General features: G+C 60.8%; 15 protein-coding genes. 9 read left to right on the top strand and 6 right to left on the bottom strand.

The genetic code is table 11. The features are described from left to right. Nucleotides 1-82: 82 nt before the first annotated feature. A complete protein-coding gene (locus ACVWSC_RS27820; protein ID WP_442110675.1) occupies nucleotides 83-709 on the bottom strand; it encodes a DedA family protein in 627 nt (208 codons plus the stop codon). Between the two features lie 207 nt (nucleotides 710-916). Here ACVWSC_RS27820 and hemB point away from each other — a divergent pair, with 207 nt between their 5' ends. Both hemB and ppk1 read left to right on the top strand, forming a co-directional pair. Beyond that, a complete protein-coding gene (gene hemB / locus ACVWSC_RS27815; RefSeq protein WP_442110674.1) occupies nucleotides 917-1,927 on the top strand; it encodes a porphobilinogen synthase in 1,011 nt (336 codons plus the stop codon). Nucleotides 1,928-2,006: 79 nt separating this feature from the next. Next, complete coding sequence (gene ppk1, locus ACVWSC_RS27810) at nucleotides 2,007-4,205, top strand: polyphosphate kinase 1 (RefSeq protein WP_442114391.1); 2,199 nt, start codon at nucleotides 2,007-2,009, stop codon at nucleotides 4,203-4,205. On the opposite strand, the gene ppx is transcribed toward ppk1, so the two are convergent. Continuing rightward, nucleotides 4,192-5,694, bottom strand: a complete 1,503-nt coding sequence (gene ppx, locus ACVWSC_RS27805) for an exopolyphosphatase (RefSeq protein WP_442114390.1) — start codon at nucleotides 5,692-5,694, stop codon at nucleotides 4,192-4,194. The two genes, ppk1 and ppx, sit on opposite strands and share 14 nt — an antisense overlap. Nucleotides 5,695-5,936: 242 nt before the next feature. On the opposite strand from ppx, the gene trxA reads away from it, so the two are divergent. From trxA to ACVWSC_RS27775, 6 genes are all read left to right on the top strand, one after another. After that, the gene (trxA, locus tag ACVWSC_RS27800) at nucleotides 5,937-6,266 is read left to right on the top strand and encodes a thioredoxin TrxA (RefSeq protein WP_045201042.1); all 330 of its coding nucleotides are present in this window, start codon (nucleotides 5,937-5,939) and stop codon (nucleotides 6,264-6,266) included. A gap of 229 nt (nucleotides 6,267-6,495) precedes the next feature. Then, nucleotides 6,496-7,755, top strand: a complete 1,260-nt coding sequence (gene rho / locus ACVWSC_RS27795; protein WP_010221159.1) for a transcription termination factor Rho — start codon at nucleotides 6,496-6,498, stop codon at nucleotides 7,753-7,755. Nucleotides 7,756-7,951: 196 nt separating this feature from the next. After that, on the top strand, nucleotides 7,952-9,418 hold the full coding sequence (ubiD, locus tag ACVWSC_RS27790) for a 4-hydroxy-3-polyprenylbenzoate decarboxylase (RefSeq protein ID WP_442110671.1): 1,467 nt from the start codon (nucleotides 7,952-7,954) through the stop codon (nucleotides 9,416-9,418). Further along, nucleotides 9,419-10,387, top strand: a complete 969-nt coding sequence (locus ACVWSC_RS27785; protein WP_442110669.1) for a CDP-6-deoxy-delta-3,4-glucoseen reductase — start codon at nucleotides 9,419-9,421, stop codon at nucleotides 10,385-10,387. 276 nt (nucleotides 10,388-10,663) lie between these two features. Beyond that, nucleotides 10,664-11,320, top strand: coding sequence for a gamma-glutamylcyclotransferase (locus ACVWSC_RS27780; RefSeq protein ID WP_442110667.1), 657 nt, complete (start codon nucleotides 10,664-10,666; stop codon nucleotides 11,318-11,320). A gap of 178 nt (nucleotides 11,321-11,498) precedes the next feature. Further along, on the top strand, nucleotides 11,499-12,140 hold the full coding sequence (locus tag ACVWSC_RS27775) for an energy transducer TonB (protein ID WP_442110665.1): 642 nt from the start codon (nucleotides 11,499-11,501) through the stop codon (nucleotides 12,138-12,140). Between the two features lie 5 nt (nucleotides 12,141-12,145). Here the strand turns inward: ACVWSC_RS27775 and ACVWSC_RS27770 are convergent, their stop codons facing one another. After that, nucleotides 12,146-13,123: an NADPH:quinone oxidoreductase family protein gene (locus ACVWSC_RS27770; RefSeq protein WP_442110663.1), complete on the bottom strand. Its 978-nt coding sequence runs from the start codon at nucleotides 13,121-13,123 to the stop codon at nucleotides 12,146-12,148. A gap of 235 nt (nucleotides 13,124-13,358) precedes the next feature. Between ACVWSC_RS27770 and ACVWSC_RS27765 the strand changes: the two genes are divergently transcribed. Then, entirely contained in the window at nucleotides 13,359-13,763 is a 405-nt protein-coding gene (locus ACVWSC_RS27765) for a flagellar basal body-associated protein FliL (RefSeq protein ID WP_442110661.1), read from the top strand. A gap of 12 nt (nucleotides 13,764-13,775) precedes the next feature. Here ACVWSC_RS27765 and ACVWSC_RS27760 read toward each other — a convergent pair whose 3' ends face one another. Genes ACVWSC_RS27760 through ACVWSC_RS27750 form a run of 3 tightly spaced genes read right to left on the bottom strand, consistent with a single transcriptional unit; the run spans nucleotide 13,776 to nucleotide 18,573 of the window. Further along, complete coding sequence (locus ACVWSC_RS27760; RefSeq protein WP_442110659.1) at nucleotides 13,776-14,894, bottom strand: ABC transporter permease; 1,119 nt, start codon at nucleotides 14,892-14,894, stop codon at nucleotides 13,776-13,778. Then, the gene (gene rbbA, locus ACVWSC_RS27755; protein WP_442110657.1) at nucleotides 14,894-17,617 is read right to left on the bottom strand and encodes a ribosome-associated ATPase/putative transporter RbbA; all 2,724 of its coding nucleotides are present in this window, start codon (nucleotides 17,615-17,617) and stop codon (nucleotides 14,894-14,896) included. Before rbbA ends, ACVWSC_RS27760 begins: the two co-directional genes overlap by 1 nt. Beyond that, entirely contained in the window at nucleotides 17,614-18,573 is a 960-nt protein-coding gene (locus ACVWSC_RS27750; protein ID WP_442110655.1) for an HlyD family secretion protein, read from the bottom strand. The genes rbbA and ACVWSC_RS27750 overlap by 4 nt, the downstream gene beginning before the upstream one ends. Nucleotides 18,574-18,600: the final 27 nt, after the last annotated feature.

Raw genomic sequence — 18,600 nt, 5'->3', positions numbered from 1 at the left:
ATGTCTCCTAAAACAGCAGATGCTGCCAGAGGTGCCAGCGTTCATTGCTCTGAGTGTGGCCGAATCCGGCGCTGAGCGCCGCTTATGACTTGTCGCTGCCTTGGTCAGGGTCGTGCTGACTGGCCTGTTTCTGCAACGCCGCGGCTTCTTTGCGTGCCACGCGCGCGGCCTTGAAGCGGCGGCGCAGCCACAGGCAGCCACCGAAGGCCAGCAAGCCGCCGAGCACCCACAACTCGTACTTTTTCACGTTGCCCAGCATGCCTTCGAGAATTGCCCCGAAGTGATAGGCCGCAGCGCCCAGTGCCAGGGCCCAAACCGCTGCACCAATACCGTTGAGCAGCAAATAGCGACGTGGCGGGTAGCCGGACAGGCCAATAGCTACCGGCATGACGGTGCGCAGGCCATAGACGAAACGAAAACTCAGGACCCAGATGTCCGGATGGCGACGGATGTGCTCCAACGCACGGTCACCCATCAGTTGCCAGCGCGGTTTGCGTGCCAGCAATTTGCGCCCGTGCTTGCGCCCCATGAAGTACCACAGCTGGTCGCCAGCGTAGCTGCCGAAGAAGGCCACCAGGACCACCAGGTTGATATCCATGTATCCGCGGAACGCAAGGAAGCCTGCGAGAACCAGAATGGTCTCACCTTCGAAAAAGGTGCCGAGAAAAAGGGCAAAGTAACCAAAATCCTGCAGGAATTCTTGGAGCATTTTCTGGGTGCTGGCGAAATGAACGCGCAGCCTAACCCTTCGTGGCCGTTGGGGAAAGTATCCAAATGTGTCTCGACGTTAACATTTCCTACAAGGACAATGACTGCGCCCTTAAGTCGCAGGGTTGTCCCAGGCCGTCATACAAGCGTCATAATGGCCGCTTATAACTGTCGCGCTCGCCCGCCTGTGCGGGCTCAGGAGTCTGCCGTGAGCTTTACCCCCGCTAACCGTTTGTTTCCTGCCACTCGTCTGCGTCGCAACCGTCGTGACGATTTTTCCCGTCGCTTGGTGCGCGAAAACGTACTGACTGTCGATGACCTGATCCTGCCGGTGTTCGTGCTCGATGGCGAGAACCGCCGCGAAGAAGTAGCGTCGATGCCGGGTGTAGAGCGTCTGAGTATCGATTTGCTACTGGAAGCTGCGCAGGAGTGGGTGAAGTTGGGCATTCCAGCCCTGGCACTGTTCCCGGTGACGCCTACCGAGAAAAAATCCCTCGATGGCGCTGAAGCCTGGAACCCGCAGGGCATTGCCCAGCGTGCTACCCGCGCGCTGCGCGAGCGTTTCCCGGAGCTGGGCGTCATCACCGACGTTGCCCTGGACCCGTTCACCACCCACGGTCAGGACGGCATTCTCGACGAAGAAGGCTACGTCCAGAACGACATCACCGTTGATGCCCTGGTGCGTCAGGCGTTGTCCCATGCCGAGGCGGGCGCTCAGGTGGTTGCGCCGTCGGACATGATGGACGGTCGCATCCAGGCGATTCGTGAAGCACTGGAGCTGGCCGGTCACGTAAACGTGCGTATCATGGCGTATTCGGCCAAGTACGCCAGTGCCTACTACGGTCCATTCCGTGATGCCGTCGGCTCGGCCCTGAACCTGGGCAAGGCCAACAAGGCCTCTTACCAGATGGACCCGGCCAACAGCCACGAAGCGCTGCATGAAGTGGCTGCGGACCTGGCCGAAGGCGCCGATATGGTGATGGTCAAACCAGGCATGCCGTACCTGGACATCCTTTATCGGGTCAAGGATGAATTCAAGGTCCCGACCTTTGTCTATCAAGTCAGTGGCGAGTACGCCATGCACATGGCCGCGATTCAGAACGGCTGGCTCAGTGAGGGAGTGATCCTTGAATCCCTCACGGCCTTCAAACGGGCAGGAGCTGATGGCATCCTGACCTATTTCGCTGTTCGCGCTGCTCAATTGATGAGAGGGCAGTAACGCCCTTCAGGAACGCCAGATGAATAACGAAGTACTCAGTGATGTCGCTATGAAACAAGCCCAGCCCGTGCCAGAGCAGATGCTTGAGACACCGCCGGAGCCTGCGGCAGTGCCTGAGCCTGTGGCCGAGGTCGAGGTCGAGGCGCCGGCACCCGCGCCTGCGCCGTCTCCGGCAGCGGCAGCGCCGGCCGTGGCGATCCCCGGTCTGGATGACAGCAGCCTGTACATTCACCGCGAGTTGTCCCAGTTGCAGTTCAACATCCGTGTGCTCGAACAGGCACTGGATGAGAGCTACCCACTGCTGGAGCGGTTGAAGTTCCTGCTGATCTTCTCCAGTAACCTGGATGAGTTCTTCGAAATTCGTGTGGCGGGCCTGAAAAAGCAAATCACCTTTGCCCGTGAGCAGGCCGGTGCTGACGGCCTGCAGCCGCACCAGGCATTGGCGCGCATCAGTGAGGTGGTCCACAGCGAAGTCGATCGCCAGTACGCGATCCTCAACGATGTGTTGCTGCCAGAGCTGGAAAAACACCAGATTCGCTTTATCCGCCGCCGCCACTGGAACACCAAGCTGAAAACCTGGGTGCGGCGTTTCTTCCGCGACGAGATCGCGCCAATCATCACCCCGATTGGTCTGGACCCGACGCACCCGTTCCCGTTGCTGGTGAACAAGAGCCTGAACTTCATTGTCGAGCTCGAAGGCGTCGATGCCTTCGGTCGCGACTCGGGCCTGGCGATCATTCCGGCACCGCGCCTGTTGCCGCGGGTGATCAAGGTTCCGGAAGATGTCGGCGGCCCGGGCGACAACTACGTGTTCCTCTCGTCGATGATCCACGCTCACGCTGACGATCTGTTCCAGGGCATGAAGGTCAAGGGCTGCTATCAGTTCCGTCTGACCCGAAACGCCGACCTGGCACTGGATTCCGAAGATGTCGAAGACCTTGCCCGCGCCCTGCGTGGCGAGCTGTTCTCGCGTCGTTATGGTGATGCGGTGCGCCTGGAAGTGGCCGACACCTGTCCGAAACACCTTTCCGATTACCTGCTCAAGCAGTTCAGCTTGAGCGAGAGTGAGCTGTATCAGGTCAACGGCCCGGTCAACCTGACCCGACTGTTCAGCATCACCGGCCTCGACAGCCACCCGGAGTTGCAATACACCCCGTTCACGCCAGCGATTCCCAAGCTGTTGCAGAACGCCGAGAACATTTTCAGTGTGGTCGGCAAGCAGGACATCCTGCTCATGCACCCCTTCGAGTCGTTCACGCCGGTGGTCGATCTGCTGCGCCAGGCCGCCAAAGATCCGCATGTATTGGCGGTGCGCCAGACCCTGTACCGCAGCGGAGCCAACTCGGAGATTGTCGACGCACTGGTCGATGCCGCACGTAACGGCAAGGAGGTCACTGCGGTGATCGAATTGCGCGCGCGTTTCGACGAAGAGTCCAACCTGCAGATGGCCAGCCGTCTGCAAGCCGCCGGTGCGGTGGTGATCTATGGTGTGGTCGGTTTCAAGACCCACGCCAAAATGATGCTGATCCTGCGTCGCGAAGCAGGCGAGATCGTGCGCTATGCCCACCTGGGTACCGGTAACTACCACGCAGGTAACGCGCGCCTGTACACCGACTACAGCCTGCTGACGTCGGACGATGCCTTGTGCGAAGACGTCGGCAAGTTGTTCAGCCAGCTGATCGGCATGGGTAAGACGCTGCGCATGAAGAAGCTGCTGCATGCGCCGTTCACCCTGAAAAAGGGCATGCTCGACATGATTGCGCGTGAAACCCAGTTTGCCCTGGACGGCAAACCTGCGCACATCATCGCCAAGTTCAACTCGCTGACCGATCCGAAGATCATCCGCGCCTTGTACAAAGCCAGTCAGTCAGGGGTACGTATCGATCTGGTGGTGCGCGGCATGTGCTGCCTGCGGCCGGGGATTGCCGGGGTGTCGCATAACATTCAGGTGCGTTCGATCATCGGTCGCTTCCTGGAGCACACCCGGGTGTTCTACTTCCTCAACGGCGGTGAAGAGCAGATGTTCCTCTCCAGTGCCGACTGGATGGAGCGCAACCTCGACAAGCGAGTCGAGACCTGCTTCCCGGTCGAGGGCAAGAAGCTGATCTTGCGGGTGAAAAAGGAGTTGGAAGGGTACCTGACCGACAACACCCACGCCTGGATCCTGCAGCCCGACGGCCGCTACGTGCGCAGCACGCCGACCGGCAACCAGAACCCGCGCAGTGCCCAGGCCGCTCTGCTCGAGCGCCTGAGCAACCCGGTCCTCAGCGTACGCTGAGGACGAAGCCGACCCGGGTCAGCCACTCGGCCTCCAGGCCGAAGTCGGCCTGGGTCAGCTGATTCTGCTCCAGCCAGCCTGCCGGGAATTCCACATCCAGACTGTCGCCCGCCGCGTGCAGGGTGACGGTCGGCATTTGCTGGGTGCCACGGATATGGTGGAACAGGATCGCAAAGCGCAGCAGCACGCACAGGCGGATCAGCTTGGTGCCGTCTTCGCCGAACTCGGCGAACTTATCCTTGGGAATGTTGCGGCGATGACCGCGTACCAGCAGCGCTAGCATTTGCTGGTCTTCGCGGGAGAATCCGGCCAGGTCCGAGTGCTCGATCAGGTAGGCGCCGTGTTTGTGATAGTGATAGTGGGCGATGTCCAGGCCCACTTCATGCACCTTGGCCGCCCAGCCAAGCAGCTCGCGCCAGATACCGTCTTCCAGGTCCCAGGCCTTGGCCACCTGGTCAAAGGCATGCAGGGCTTTGCGTTCAACCCGGGCAGCCTGGCCCTGGTCAACGTGATAGCGCTCCATCAGCGAGGTCAGGGTGCGTTCACGCACGTCTTCGTGGTGATGGCGGCCGAGCAGGTCGAACAGTACGCCTTCACGCAGCGCGCCGTCGCAGTGATCCATGCGCTGCAGCTCAAGGGCGTCGAAAATCGCTTCGAGAATCGCCAGGCCCGCCGGGAAGATCGCACGGCGGTCGGGTTTGACGCCGTCGAAGTCGATCTTGTCGGTTTCACCCAGCTTGAACAGTTTGCGCTTGAGCCAGGCCAGGCCCTCGGCATTGACTTCACCGTTGCCCATGCCGCCAGACTTGAGCGCCGCGCCAATGGCGCGAATGGTCCCGGAGGAGCCGATCGCTTCGTCCCAGGTCAGGCGGTGCAGGGCATTTTCGATACTCATCAGCTCAAGGCGCGCAGCGGTGTAGGCCTGTGCGTAGCGCGCCGGGGTGATTTTTCCGTCGCGGAAGTAGCGCTGCGTATAGCTGACGCAGCCCATCTGCAGGCTCTCACGCAGCAACGGTTCGAAACGCTGGCCAATAATGAACTCGGTACTGCCGCCGCCAATGTCGGCTACCAGGCGTTTGCCCGGGGTGTCGGCCAGGGTGTGGGAGACGCCCAGGTAAATCAGGCGGGCTTCCTCACGGCCAGAAATCACTTCTACCGGGTGACCGAGAATTTCTTCGGCGCGGCGGATGAACTCGCCACGGTTGCGGGCTTCGCGCAGGGCGTTGGTGCCGACAATGCGCACGGCGCCGTCAGGCATGCCATTGATCAGTTGCGCGAAGCGCTTGAGGCAATCCAGGCCGCGTTGCATCGACTCTTCGTTGAGCAGACGCTCTTCGGTGATACCGGCGGCCAGCTGAACCTTTTCACCAAGCCGCTCAAGGATGCGGATTTCGGTATGGTGGGCCTTGGCCACAACCATATGGAAACTGTTGGAGCCCAGGTCGATGGCAGCGATCAAGGACAGATTCTTGGCTGTGGTTTGCGGCATGGTCATGGCTTCTCGGTCGATAACCCGGCAATCCTGCCACGATCCAGAGCTGACGCCAACGCGCAGCGTATCAAGGCTTGATGTGGGGCAGGTTGATTGAGGAAATATGACTTTCCCGTGACGGCGATGATATGCGCGGTCATGGATAACTATAGTTACACTCAATCGTCCGCGGCTTCCTGTCCGTCGCAGGTGCGGCTATGATGGGCCACGTTTTTTTGCTTACGACCTTGGAGACTTCCATGAGCAGCGATCTTATCAAACACGTCACCGACGCCACCTTCGAAGCCGAAGTACTGAAAGCTGAAGGCCCGGTGCTGGTCGACTACTGGGCTGAATGGTGCGGCCCTTGCAAAATGATCGCGCCAGTACTGGACGACATCGCCGCTACCTACCAGGGCAAACTGACCGTCGCCAAGCTGAACATCGACGACAACCAGGAAACCCCGGCCAAGCACGGCGTGCGTGGCATCCCGACGCTGATGCTGTTCAAGAACGGCAACGTCGAGGCCACCAAGGTCGGCGCACTGTCCAAGTCTCAGCTGGCAGCCTTCCTGGACGCCAATATCTGAGTGAAAAAAGCCCCGCATTCGCCGGGGCTTTTCTTTATCTGGTGACTAGACGCCAGAAAATGCAGGTGTTACATTCGGCCTCGCACTGTTTTTTCGGTGCCCTCTGCACGCCGTCGCCGACGCATCCCTAATTCGAATCAGTACGCGATCCTGTCGCCATCTCTGCGGCGCGGCTTCATTAAGCCAGAAGCTTAATTCTCCCTTCTTACATGATTACGTCACTCCCCTTATGAACCTGACTGAACTCAAGCAAAAGCCGATTACCGATCTGCTCGAAATGGCCGAACAGATGGGCATAGAAAATATGGCCCGTTCGCGCAAGCAAGATGTGATTTTCTCCCTGTTGAAAAAGCATGCGAAAAGCGGCGAGGAAATCTCCGGTGACGGCGTGCTGGAGATTCTCCAGGACGGCTTCGGCTTCCTGCGCTCGGCTGATGCCTCTTACCTGGCCGGCCCGGACGACATCTACGTCTCGCCAAGCCAGATCCGTCGCTTCAACCTGCGTACCGGCGACACCATCGTCGGCAAAATTCGCCCGCCAAAAGAAGGCGAGCGTTACTTCGCCCTGCTGAAAGTCGACACCATCAACTTCGACCGGCCGGAAAACGCGAAGAACAAGATTCTGTTCGAAAACCTGACGCCGCTGTTCCCTAACGAGCGCCTGAAGATGGAAGCCGGTAACGGTTCCACCGAAGACCTCACCGGCCGGGTTATCGACCTCTGCGCCCCGATTGGTAAAGGTCAGCGTGGTCTGATCGTTGCACCGCCAAAAGCGGGCAAGACCATCATGCTGCAGAACATCGCGGCCAACATCACCCGTAACAATCCCGAGTGCCACCTGATCGTTCTGCTGATCGACGAGCGCCCGGAAGAAGTAACCGAAATGCAGCGCACCGTGCGCGGCGAAGTGGTTGCCTCGACCTTCGACGAGCCGCCAACCCGCCACGTGCAGGTTGCGGAAATGGTCATCGAGAAGGCCAAGCGCCTGGTTGAGCACAAGAAAGACGTGGTCATCCTGCTCGACTCGATCACCCGTCTGGCGCGTGCCTACAACACCGTGATCCCAAGCTCCGGCAAGGTGCTGACCGGTGGTGTCGATGCTCACGCCCTGGAGAAGCCAAAGCGCTTCTTCGGTGCTGCGCGTAACATCGAAGAAGGCGGCTCGCTGACCATCATCGCCACCGCGCTGGTTGAAACCGGCTCGAAGATGGACGAAGTGATCTACGAAGAGTTCAAGGGCACCGGCAACATGGAACTGCCGCTGGACCGCAAGATCGCCGAGAAGCGTGTATTCCCGGCCATCAACATCAACCGTTCCGGTACCCGTCGCGAAGAGCTGCTGACCGCCGACGACGAGCTGCAGCGCATGTGGATTCTGCGCAAGCTGCTGCACCCGATGGACGAAGTGGCCGCCATCGAGTTCCTGGTCGACAAGCTCAAGCAGACTAAGACCAACGATGAGTTCTTCTTGTCGATGAAGCGCAAGTAAGGTCTTTTTCAGACCGATTGGGGCTGCTGTGCAGCCCATCGCGGTGCAAGACCGCTCCTACGGTGGGAGCGGTCTTGCACCGCGATGGGTCGCGCAGCGGCCCCAAATCATTTTTGCCATCTGTGATTTGGCTATTGCGGCCCGTTAAGCGATACACTTTGCACCCCGACCGGTAGGGCGAATACGAGGCTTTTGCATGCAGTATCGCGATTTGCGCGACTTTATCCGAGGCCTGGAGCAGCGCGGCGAACTCAAGCGCATCCAGGTTCCGATCTCTCCAGTTCTGGAAATGACCGAAGTCTGCGACCGCACCCTGCGCGCCAAAGGCCCGGCGCTGCTGTTCGAAAAGCCTACGGGCTTCGACATTCCAGTACTCGGCAACCTGTTTGGTACCCCGGAGCGGGTGGCCATGGGCATGGGTGCCGAGTCGGTCAACGAGCTGCGTGAGATTGGCAAGTTGCTGGCCTTCCTCAAGGAGCCTGAGCCGCCCAAGGGCCTCAAGGATGCCTGGTCGAAGCTGCCGATCTTCAAGAAGGTCGTGTCGATGGCGCCGAAAGTGGTCAAGGATGCCGCCTGTCACGAAGTGATCATTGAAGGCGACGACGTCGACCTCGGCATGCTGCCTGTGCAGCACTGCTGGCCGGGAGACGTGGCGCCGCTGATCACCTGGGGCCTGACCGTCACCCGTGGGCCGAACAAAGAACGCCAGAACCTGGGGATCTACCGTCAGCAGGTGATTGGCCGCAACAAGGTCATCATGCGCTGGCTCAGCCACCGTGGCGGCGCGCTCGACTATCGCGAGTGGTGCGAGAAGCATCCGGGTCAACCGTTCCCGGTTTCCGTTGCCCTGGGCGCAGACCCGGCGACCATTCTCGGGGCTGTTACCCCGGTGCCTGACACCCTGTCCGAATACGCCTTTGCCGGCCTGCTGCGTGGCAACCGTACTGAACTGGTCAAATGCCGCGGCAATGACCTGCAGGTACCGGCCACTGCCGAGATCATTCTGGAAGGGGTGATCCATCCGGGCGAGATGGCCCCGGAAGGCCCTTACGGCGACCACACCGGCTACTACAACGAAGTCGACAGCTTCCCGGTGTTCACCGTTGAGCGCATCACCCACCGGCAAAAGCCGATCTACCACAGCACCTACACCGGGCGGCCGCCTGATGAGCCGGCAATTCTCGGTGTCGCACTCAATGAAGTGTTTGTACCGATTCTGCAGAAGCAGTTCCCGGAAATCACTGACTTCTACTTGCCGCCTGAGGGCTGCTCCTACCGCATGGCGGTAGTGACGATGAAGAAGCAGTACCCGGGGCACGCCAAGCGGGTCATGCTGGGTGTCTGGTCGTTTTTGCGACAGTTCATGTACACCAAGTTCGTTATTGTCACCGATGACGACATCAATGCCCGGGACTGGAACGATGTAATCTGGGCCATCACCACGCGCATGGACCCCAAGCGCGATACGGTAATGATCGACAACACCCCGATCGACTACCTGGACTTTGCTTCGCCGATTTCCGGCCTGGGCTCGAAAATGGGCCTGGACGCGACGAACAAGTGGCCGGGCGAAACCACCCGCGAATGGGGACGTGTCATCGTCAAGGATGAAGCAGTCACCCGGCGGATCGATGAGCTGTGGAACCAGTTGGGAATAGACTAAATGCAGGTGACCTTGCAGCCGTCCGGGGCAGTGTTGGTGCTCAACCCCGGCGAAAGGATTCTGGATGGAGCGCGGCGGCTTGGTTACGACTGCCCGCAGAGCTGTCGCAATGGCAACTGCCATGTCTGCGCAGCCTTGCTGGTGGAAGGACGGGTGCGTCAGGAAGGGCAGGAGCGTGATCATGGCGAACTGTTTACCTGCATCGCCGAACCGCTGGAGGATTGTGTCTTGTTGTGGGATGGCGTGCTCGCGTTAGGCGAGTTGCCGGTACGGACACTGGCTTGTCAGTTGAGCGAGTGCGTTGAGGTCGGTGGCGACGTCTGGCGCGTACGCCTGCGCGCACCTGCCGGCAAACCGCCGCGTTACCATGCCGGGCAGTACCTGATGATCGAGCGCGAAAGTGGCGACAAGGCAGCGTTCTCGCTGGCCTCGGCACCCCACAGCGGACGCGACCTCGAACTGCATGTGCTGGCCCGCGAGAACAGCGCGGTGGAGTTGATTGCGCAATTGCAGCGCAACGGCATGGCGCGGCTGGAGATGCCGTTTGGTGATACGCACCTGGCAGAACTGCCCGATGGCCCTCTGGTACTGATTGCTGCAGGTACCGGCATGGCGCAAATGCACAGCCTGCTGGAACACTGCCGCGCCCAAGGCTTCAAACACCCGGTGCACCTCTACTGGGGTGTGCGCCTTCCGGAAGACTTCTACCAGATTGAACATTGGGATGAGTGGGAGCGCTTGCCTAACCTGTTCCTGCACAAGGTGGTCAGTGATCTGTGTGGCTGGGAGGGCCGTTGCGGCATGTTGCACGAAGCCGTCTGCGAAGACCTGAGCGATCTGGCCGGGGTGCATGTATATGCCAGCGGTTCACCCAATATGATCTATGCCACCCTCGATGCACTGGTTGAGGCGGGAATGGATGCGCACCAGATGCGCGCCGATGTATTCGCTTATGCCCCTCGCGGTTGAGTGAAGGAATAAGGCACGCTGCAATAGCGTGCCGGCTTTAATAGCCGTTGTTGTTTGTGGGCCGCACAACACAATTATTATTGCCAGCAGCGTAAATAACTTTCGCTACACTTGAAATAACGCCCGGTTGTTCGCTCAAAGCCCTTTGTAGAGCGCTTCCTTGGGCGGGGTGAGGCTTGTATTCGAGCAGCGATCTGCCGTACGGTAAGTACGCGGATGTTGTATTGGTTTACAGTGACTCACTTCAGTAGTTCACGAGGAATTCTGGCGGCAGCTATGTCGGCGATTGAAACTGCATCCTTTAATGTGGCCTATCCTCCGTTGCTCGATTTCGGACAACAACTGTCTCTTGAGCAACTTAAACTTTCGGTACAGCACACCATGGCCCGGCATCAGGGTGGCCCGGTGTGGTTGTTTGCTTACGGTTCATTGATCTGGCGCCCGGAATGTAATGCCGCTGAACGGCGGCGGGCCAAGGTGCATGGCTATCATCGAGGGCTTTACCTCTGGTCGCATGAGCACCGCGGCACGCCGGAGTGTCCTGGTCTGGTATTCGGCCTGGATCGCGGGGGTTCGTGTGGCGGCTTTGCCTATCGTCTGCCGGACGAATGCCTGGAAGATTCCCTGTTGGCCCTGTGGCAGCGCGAGATGCCCTATCCGGCGTATCGGCCGCACTGGCTCAGCTGCCGTCTGGAGGATGGCAGCAAGGTTCAGGCCCTGGGCTTTGTGCTGGAACGGCACCTGCCGTGCTATGCCGGCAATGTACCTGACGACTTGCTCAGTCAGATCTTCGCTACGGCCAAGGGGCGTTACGGCAGCACCCGTGACTACGTCGAGCAGACCCTCAATGCCCTGCGCAGCCATGCCATGCCTGATCGCAATCTGGAAGCCCGCTTTCACGCGGTGTGCGGGGCACCTTGCATTCGCGGGTAAACCCGTTCCCACAGATGGCCTGTAGGAGCGGGCTTGCCCCGCGATAGCAATCTGTCAGACACATCGTATCGCGGGGTAAACCCGCTCCTACAGGCAATAATGAGAATTGTTATTTTGTGGGCGGAACTTGCACGCTACCATAGCGCCTTGAATCTGACGGGACGCAAAAGGATCAAGGATGAAGTGGTTAGCAGTACTGTTGTGCCTGTGCGCGAGCATTGCCCAGGCCGATGTCAATATCGAGTTCGTTGAGAAAGTCATTCCGGTCTACCCCGCCGAGCTGCGCAAGGCAGCCATCACCGGTTCCGTTAAAGTCGGTTTTAACGTGCTGGCCAACGGCTCGGTCGCTGATGTGAAGGTGATTCAGAGCAGCGACCCGGCATTTGCCGATGCTGCACTGGATGCCGTCAAACAGTGGCGTTTCAAGCCCTGGACGGTATCCAAGGAAAACCCCGCATCGATCGAAGTACGCAATGAGCTGCGCTTTCGCCTCAACGACAAGGATGAGTGGCGGCAGATCTATGAGCGCGCCGGGCTGGTGCTGATGACCTGCAAACAGTTCAACGACGAAGTGGCGCTGTACCGCAAGGACGACCCGAAGCGATCGCTTGCCGAGATGGACACCACGCTGTTGTCGATCCGCATGATTTCGCACTACAACGTCGACGGCGCCACCAGTTACAAGGAGTCAGTTGCCACTGGGGACGCCTTCAGAAAGGCACTGCCGAAAATTGCCAAGCAGTGCCAGGCCTTTCCGGGCGTAGACTTCGTCGATCTGTGGCCGGCCTACTTGCGTGATCGCCTGGTGCCTACGCGCTAAAGCGCTCAGCGCATCGTCACCACCAGCTTACCCACGGCGTTGCGCTGCCCCAACTGGTCGATGGCCGCTCCGGCCTCGGCCAGTGGATACGTGCGCGACACCAGCGGTTTGAGCTTGCCCTCGGCGTACCAACTGAACAGCTGCTGGAAGTTCGCCGCGTTGTCGGCCGGTTGACGCTGCGCGAACGCGCCCCAGAACACCCCGAGTACCGCCGCACCCTTGAGCAGTGCCAGGTTCACCGGCAGCTCGGGGATGCGTCCACTGGCGAAACCCACCACCAGCAGGCGGCCATTCCAGGCGATAGCGCGTACGGCCTGGTCGAACAGGTCGCCGCCCACCGGGTCGTAGATCACATCGGCACCGTTGCCGCCGGTCAGGCGCTTGATCTCGTCTTTGAGGCTGTGCTCGCTGTAGTTGATCAGCTCATCGGCACCGGCGGCCTTGGCCACGGCGAGCTTCTCGGCGCTGCTGGCGGCAGCAATCACCCGTGCGCCCATGGCCTTGCCGATTTCTACCGCGGCCAGCCCGACACCACCGGACGCGCCGAGCACCAACAGGGTTTCACCGGCCTTGAGCTGGCCACGTTGCTGCAGAGCATGCATTGACGTGCCGTAGGTCATGCAAAAGGCCGCGGCGTGGGTGAAGTCCATGTGCTCGGGGATCGGCAGCACGTTGTAGGCAGGTACCGCCACCTGCTCGGCAAAACTGCCCCAGCCCGTCAGGCCCATGACCCGGTCTCCGACCTTGAGCGTGGTGACCTTTTCACCGACGGCCCGGACAATGCCTGCAGCTTCGCCACCGGGCGAAAAGGGCAGTGGTGGCTGGAACTGGTACTTGCCCTCGATGATCAGGGTGTCGGGAAAATTGACCCCGGCTGCGTGTACTTCCAGCACAACCTCGTTTTTTTTCGGCAGCGGGCTTTCGACTTCTTCGACAACCAGGTTCTGAGCCGGGCCCAGCGCTTTGCACAACACTGCTTTCATCGGGACTATTCCTTTGCGCGTAGTGGCCGATAAGTGTAGGTGGGCACGCTATCGGGTCAACGAGCATGGCTCGGCCTGATAATTGGGTATAAGCGCTGTGGGAGCGGGCTTGCCCCGCGATGGTATTTGACTGACACACTGCAATCGCGGGGCAAGCCCGCTCCTACAGGATTAGCTGCTTGGGTTTGACCGATGTGCTGGGTATGCTGGCGCCAACTGTTTGAGGAGAGAATTCGTGAAAGCGTGGATCGTGATGCTACTGGCGTTGATGCTGCCGATGTCGGCCATGGCCGAAGAAGCCAAGGAAGGGGAACCGAAGGTGTCCTACATCTCGCTGAGCCCGCCCTTTGTTGGCAACTATGCCCTCGATGGTGGCCCGAAGCTTCGTGTGTTCAAGGCTGACGTCGCCTTGCGCGTTAACAGCGATGCGGCGGCGACTGCGGTGAAACACCATGAGCCGTTGATCCGTAACCAATTGGTGGCGCTGTTCACCCAGCAGAACCTGGAAAGCATGAGCAACGTCGAGGCCAAGGAAAAACTGCGCCAGGAAGCCCTGAAGCAGGTCCAGCAGGTGCTGGAAAATGAAGAAGGCAAGCCGATGGTTGATGACCTGCTGTTCAACAACCTGATCGTGCAGTAAGCCGCGCAGGCCTTACGAAGTAAGGCTGCGACGAAAGCGTGCCAGGGCCACGGCGAAGAACGCCAGGCCGATGGCGGCCAGTGCCAGCAGGTCTGGCCAGACCACGTTCAACCCGGCGTCGCGAAACAGAATGGCGGCGCTGAGGCTGACGAAGTGGGTCGACGGCGACAGTTGCATCACCCACTGCAACCACTGCGGCATGCTGTCCAGCGGGGTGCTGCCACCGGACAGCAAGAGCATGGGGATGATCACCGGAATCGCCAGCAGGCCAAATTGCGGGGTCGACCGCGCCAGGGTGGCGAGGAAAATCCCCAGTGCCGTGCTGGCAAACAAATACAGTGCAGTCACCCCCAGGAACAGCGTCAGCGAGCCGGCCAACGGCACGCCCAGCGCGCCTTTGACCACCACCTCCAGCGACACCCAGGTGCACAGCACCACCACCAGCGCATTCGCGCCGATCTTGGCCAGCATGATTTCCAGTGCCGTCAGTGGCAGCACCAGCAGGTGATCGAGCGTGCCGTGTTCGCGTTCACGCAACAAGGCCGTGCCGGTCAGCACAATCGCCAGGATGGTGATGTTGTTGACGATCTGGATGACCGCCAGAAACCAACCACCCTCCAGGTTCGGGTTGAACAGGGCCCGGGGGCTGATCTGCGCCGGGCTGTTGGCGGCCGCCGAGCCCTGGTTGGCGTAGTCGAGCAACTCGCGCTCGAAGATCCGCCCGATATAGCCCGCGCCCATGAACGCCTGGCTCATGGCGGTAGCATCGACGTTGATCTGCAGCTCGGGTGAGCGGCCGGCCAGCAGGTCACTCTGGAAGTTGACCGGCACGTTGATGACAAACGTGAACAGGCCGCTGTCCATCGCCTGGTCGAGCTGATCGAAGGCCAGCGGTGCGGCGGGCTGGAACTCCGGCGGCTGCAGGGACTCGGCGAGTTTGCGCGACAGCTGGCTGTGATCTTCGTCGACCACCGCGACGCTGGCGTTGTGCACGCCAATGATTGATCCCGCCGCGGGCATGTAGATCGCCACACTGAAGGCATACAACAGGAACAGCAGCAGGACGCTGTCGTGGCGCAGGCTGGTCAGCTCTTTGAGGCCCAGGCGCAGTGTGTGTGCAAGGCGCTGCATCAGACCTCCTGCTTCTTGAGCATGACCAGGCTCAGCCCGGTGAAACCAATGAAGAACGCCAGCAACGCCAGGCACTGAGGCCACAGCTCTCGCAGGCTCAAGGCCTTGGTGAAGGTGCCGACGGCGATATCGAGGAAGTAGCCTGCCGGGAACAATTGGCCCATCAGCGCTGCCGAGCCGTCGAGCGATGAGCGCGGCACGATCAGCCCGGAGAACTGAATAGTCGGCAGGCTGGTGATAATCATGGTGCCGAGGATCGCGGCAATCTGGGTGCGGGTGAACGCCGAAATCAGCAGGCCCATGCTGGTGGTGGCCAGCAGATACAGCAGGCCACCGCAGGCCAGGGCCAGCGCGCTGCCTTTGAACGGCACGCCGAACAGCCAGCGGTTCATGGCCACCAACAGGGCCAGGTTGACCAGGCTGATGGCCAGGTAGGGCGCTTGTTTGCCGAGCAGGAACTCCAGGCGGGTCAGCGGTGTGGCATAGAAGTTGGTGATCGACCCCAGCTCTTTCTCACGGACAATACCAAGGGCCGTGAGCATGGCCGGGATGAACGCCAGAATCAGCGCCATCACCCCAGGGCCAATCGCATTGACGCTGACCACGTCCTGGTTGTAGCGGAATCGGGTTTCCAGACGTACCGGAGATTGTCCGGGCTGCGCCTTGCTACTCAACGCGGCCAGTTGCTCCAGATTGGCCTGGTGCACGGCTTCAACGTAGTTGCGGCTGGTTTCGGCACGAAACGGCATGCCACCGTCGAGCCAGGCGGCCACCACCGGCTGGCGTCCGGCATGCAGGTCGCGACCGAAGCCAGGTGGGATCTCCAGCGCCAGTTTGATTTCCGAGCGTTGCAGACGCTTATGCAGCTCTGCCGAATCGCGAATCGGCGGTTGCTCGGCGAAGTAGCGCGAGCCCCGGAAGGCTTCCAGATAAGCACGACTTTGCGGGCTCTGGTCCTGGTCATACACGGCAAAGGCGAGGTTTTCGACGTCCAGCGAAATGCCGAAACCGAAGATCACCATCATGAACATGGCGCCCAGCAGGGCAAACGCCAGGCGTACTTTGTCGCGTAGCAGTTCCTTACCTTCGCGGGTGGCCACGGCGAACAGGCGTCTGATACTGAAGCCCTGAGCCATTGGCAGCGGTTCGGTCGAGGCCGGGGCATCGAGCTGGGTGCTGGCTGCCGGGGCCTCGCTGGCGCCTTGGGCTTGTTCCAGGCAGGTGACGAAGGCGTCTTCGAGTGTTTCACCGGCAAACTGCTGCTGCAGCGCGGCCGGTGTGTCGCAGGCCAATACCTTGCCAGCGTGCATCAGGGAAATGCGATCGCAGCGCAGCGCTTCGTTCATGAAGTGCGTCGACAGGAAGATGGTCACCCCCTGATCCCGCGACAGTTCGATCAGCAATCGCCAGAAATCATCACGCGCGGCGGGATCGACCCCTGAGGTGGGTTCGTCGAGGATCAGCACCTCGGGCCGGTGCAGAACCGCGACCGCCAGCGACAGGCGCTGGCGCAAACCCAGGGGCAGGGCGCCGGACTGCTGGTCGGCGATTTCACCGAGGTCGAAGCGTTCGATCAGCTCGCTGATGCGCGGTGCGCTTTCGGCTTTGGGCAAGTCGAACAAGCGGGCGTGTAGTTCAAGGTTCTGTCGCACGCTGAGCTCGCCATACAACGAGAAGCTCTGCGACATAAAACCGACCCGTTTGCGGGTGGCCAGGTCCTTGGCGTCTACCGGGCGGCCAAGCAGCGTGGCGCTGCCTTCGGTGGCCGGCATCAGGCCAGTGAGCACCTTCATGGTGGTGGTCTTGCCGCAGCCGTTCGAGCCGAGAAAGCCGAAGATCTCACCGCGGCCGATGGCGAAGCTGACTTTGTTCACGGCAGTGAAATCGCCGAAACGCAGGGTCAGTTCATGGGCCTCGATGGCAATCGTGTTGTCACCTTCAGGGCGCGGCGGAATCTGCAGCGGCTGCGCATCGTGTGCGCTGTCGCCCTGGAAGTGGGTAAAGGCGTCATCCAGCTTGCCGCTGGCAGTGACGCTGGCCAGCTCGTGACTGAGCCCGGCGGCAATCAGCTTGCCGCGGTCGAGCATCAGGCAATGCTCGAACTGCTCGGCTTCTTCCATATAGGCCGTTGCTACCAGCAGGGTGAGCTGCGGCCGTTCCTGGCGTACCTGCTCGACCAGCTCCCAGAAGCGTCGGCGTGACAGCGGGTCTACACCGGTGGTCGGTTCGTCGAGAATCAGCAGGTCCGGTTCGTGGATCAGGGCGCAGCACAAGCCCAGCTTCTGCTTCATGCCGCCCGATAACTTGCCCGCCGGCCGCTCGGCAAAGCGCGCAAGGTCAGTGGCGAGTAGCAGGTTGTGCATGCGCTGCTCGCACTCTGTGGCGCTAAGGCCAAACAGCGTGGCGAAAAAGCGAATGTTCTCGCTGATCGACAATTCAGGGTACAGGTTGTTGCCCAGGCCCTGAGGCATGAAGGCGATGCGCGGGTACAAGCTGTTGCGATGGCGGCGTTTGCGGATCGAGCCGCCGAGCACCGCAAGTTCACCGGCTTGCAGTTTCTTCACCCCGGCGATCAGCCCCAGCAAGCTGGACTTGCCCGCGCCGTCCGGGCCGATCAGGCCGCAGCGGGTGCCAGCGGGCAAGTCAAAGCTGATGTCCCGCAGGGCGTTGAGCTTGCCGTAACGGTGGCTGATGCCTTCGGCCTGCAGCGCCAGAGCGTTCATTGCAGATTGGCCGGCCAGTCCACGTCAGCGGTGCGCACGTAGCCCGCACCGGGCATGCCGGGCTTGGCCTGTGGCACGGCGCTGGGTTCGGTCAAACGCAACTTGACCCGGAACACCAGCTTCTGGCGTTCGTCGCGGGTTTCCACCTGCTTCGGGGTGAACTGGGCTTTGGCGGCAACAAAAGCAACTTTTGCCGGCAGGGCCTTTTCCGGCAGGGCGTCGAGTACCACGCGCGCCTGATCGCCCACGGTCAGGCGGCCGGTCGTCGAGGCGGGCAGGTAGAGGTTCATGTACTGATCGTTCGGGTCGATCAGCATCAGTACCCGGCCACCGGCGCCCAGCACTTCGCCGGGCTCAGCCAGGCGTAGCTGGATAACGCCATCGATGGGCGCGCGCAAGCTGCTGTCATCGATTTCGCTGGTCAGTTGCGCTACCTGCGCCTCGGCGGCACCGATGGCCGCTTTGATCGCAGCCAGCTGTGCGCGTGCGGCGACGACCGCAGAGTTGGCGGTGTCGTAGCGCGCCTGCTGCTGGTCGAGCAGTTGTTGGCTGGCATATTTGCGCTGGAAGATCTCCCGCACCCGCTTGAGTTCCTGACTGGCCAGCAACAACTCGCTCTGGCGCAACTGCACGTTGGCCTGGGCAGCGGAGTAGTTTTCCTTGGCGCGCAGCACTTCGGCTTCAGCCTGGCTGCGTTGGGCTTCAAGGGTGCGGGTGTCGATACGTGCCAGCAGCTGGCCTTGGCGCACGCTATCGCCTTCGTCGACCAGCACTTCGGCCAGGCGTCCGGGGATCTTGCTGGCGATTTGTACTTCAGTGGCTTCAAGCCGGCCGTTGCCCATGCTCAGGCCTTCCGGCAGGCGGTCGTGCAGTGACTTCCAGTAGCCCAGGCCGCCCGCCGCCAGAAGCAGGGCGATCAAGGCACCGGCAAAAAGTTTCGGGGTACGTTGGCTCATCAGTCTGCATCCTGCTGTGTTCACACG

The organism is Pseudomonas sp. NUPR-002, assembly GCF_056322725.1.
The sequence above is the reverse complement of the archived record's forward strand: the minus strand, read 5'-3'. Positions and strand labels throughout refer to the sequence as shown.